This window comes from Candidatus Thioglobus sp., assembly GCF_029243085.1.
GTDB lineage: Bacteria > Pseudomonadota > Gammaproteobacteria > PS1 > Pseudothioglobaceae > Thioglobus_A.
In genome coordinates this window covers 1-2,113 of sequence record NZ_JAQWSS010000032.1, presented here as the reverse complement: position 1 = coordinate 2,113, position 2,113 = coordinate 1, and the positions used below count along the sequence as shown (strand labels likewise).

The 2,113-nt window shown below is 40.6% G+C and carries 3 protein-coding genes; 1 reads left to right on the top strand and 2 read right to left on the bottom strand.

Annotated features, from left to right (window positions below; genetic code table 11):
* A partial coding sequence (locus P8M52_RS01800) for a Mur ligase domain-containing protein (protein ID WP_300306477.1) occupies positions 1-481 on the bottom strand: 481 nt, incomplete at its 3' end.
* A 4-nt stretch (positions 482-485) separates the two neighbouring features.
* Positions 486-851 (bottom strand): peptide-methionine (R)-S-oxide reductase MsrB, encoded by a 366-nt coding sequence (gene msrB / locus P8M52_RS01795; protein WP_300306475.1) that lies wholly within the window; start codon positions 849-851, stop codon positions 486-488.
* A 41-nt stretch (positions 852-892) separates the two neighbouring features.
* On the opposite strand from msrB, the gene P8M52_RS01790 reads away from it, so the two are divergent.
* Positions 893-1,987 carry a polynucleotide adenylyltransferase gene (locus P8M52_RS01790; protein WP_300306473.1) on the top strand — a complete coding sequence of 365 codons (1,095 nt, stop codon included), beginning with the start codon at positions 893-895 and terminating at the stop codon, positions 1,985-1,987.
* Positions 1,988-2,113: the final 126 nt, after the last annotated feature.

Genomic DNA, 2,113 nt, shown 5'->3' with positions numbered 1-2,113 from the left:
ATTCATCAGCTTCAATCACAAAGAAGTTGGAAGTTGTGAGTCGTGATGACACACCAAAATCTTCTGTGACACCGCCAATCAAAAAGCTTGGATTGTAACCTGCGTATTCTAAAATCCAAGTTAACATACTTGCTGTGGTGGTTTTACCATGAGTACCTGAAATGGCCAATACCCATTTATTTCGTAAAACATGCTCACTCAACCATTGGGCGCCAGAGGCATAAGCATATTGTTTTTTTAAAATTTCTTCCACACAAGCATTACCGCGCGACAAGGCATTGCCAATAATATAGATATCAGCCTCAGGCATATCAGCGATTTCATAACCTTGTGCATAGTTAATATTTTGCTCGTCAAGCTGAGTGCTCATGGGTGGGTACACACCTTGGTCTTGGCCAGTGACTTGGTGCCCAAGTTGTTTGGCAATCAGTGCCAATGATCCCATGAACGTGCCAGCAATACCTAAGATGTGAATATGCATTATTTTAGTTTGGGCTGAAACCTAAAGAGGCAGAGTTAATGCAATAGCGCTGACCTGTCGGTGCAGGGCCATCAGGAAACACATGGCCTAAATGTGCATCGCAGTGGCCACATCTCACCTCTACACGCGTCATCCCATGAGTATTGTCTGTAATCAGACTAACACTGTCAGAATTAATAATGTCATAAAAACTTGGCCAACCGGTGCCAGAGTCAAATTTAGTCGTAGATGAAAAAAGTGTTTGATCACAGCAAATGCAGGTGTAATCTCCCGTTTCATGATGATTGACGTATTTTCCAGTAAAGGGTGCTTCAGTGCCACATTGCTGGGTAACTTTAAACTGCTCTGGTGTTAATTTAGATAAATCCATTCGTGTATTATATGAGAATTAATAAAATTCTTCTCATAAGTATGAAAGTTTATTTGGTTGGTGGTGCGGTTAGAGATGGCCTTTTAGGTATTGCAGATGATAATACTGAAAAAGATTGGGTGGTAGTTGGCTCATCACCTGACGAAATGCTAGACCTGGGCTATCGTCAAGTAGGCAAAGAGTTTCCAGTTTTTTTGCACCCTGGTACGCAAGAAGAGTACGCCTTGGCTAGATTAGAGCGCAAAGTTGGTAAAGGTTACAAGGGTTTTGAATTTGATACTTCAAGAGCGGTTACACTTGAACAAGATCTATCGCGTCGTGATTTAACCATTAATGCCATCGCCCAAGATATTCGCAATAACGACGAACTGTTTGATCCATTTGATGGATACTCTGACCTTAACGACGGGTTATTGCGCCATGTTTCTGATGCGTTTAGTGAAGATCCAGTGCGCGTGTTACGCGTCGCTCGTTTTGCTGCTCGTTTTAAGCCATTTGGGTTCAAGGTGGCACATGCAACTCACCGACTGATGAAAGAGATGGTATCTTCAGGTGAGGTGGATGCGTTAACACCTGAACGCGTTTTTAAAGAGTTGGAAAAATCACTCTCTTACGAGACACCTTCAGCTTTTTTTAAAGTGCTGTGTGCATGTGGAGCTTATCAGCGCATTTTCACACCATTATCAATAGAAGTACATCACAGTCATAACAATCAATTTGAATTTTTAGATGGATTGGCTACCCGTCAACCTCATCTTAAGTTTAGTCTTTGGCTGATTAATGAAAATGTAGACGATATTTCTACCTTATGTCAGCGATTAAAAACACCAAAGCAATACGAGCAATTAGCACGTCTTAGTGCCCAGTTTTATTCGTTTGTTAATGCGTTTAACTTGCAGACAGTTGAATTAATTTATGAGTTTTTTGTTAAGACTGACGCGTTGAGACGCAAGGATAGATTTGAAGATTTGTTAAAAATTTATCAGCTGTTATCAATCGATGTTGTCGCGATTATTACTCTGCAAGAGCAGCTTGGATCTATTGACATTGCCTCATTAGACAAAGCTAATATTGCCCAAGCAATTATTGATGAGAAAAAATCTATTATTGCTTTATTTGTGGATGCGACACAATAAGTCGAACTCACAATAATCACAAGCGGTTTTATTGGGTAAAACCTGCGCTTGGCCTGATTGAAAATCTTGACTAGCTCGATTAAGCCTATCTTTCCAAATGATTAACTGCTCATCCCAGGCTTGACA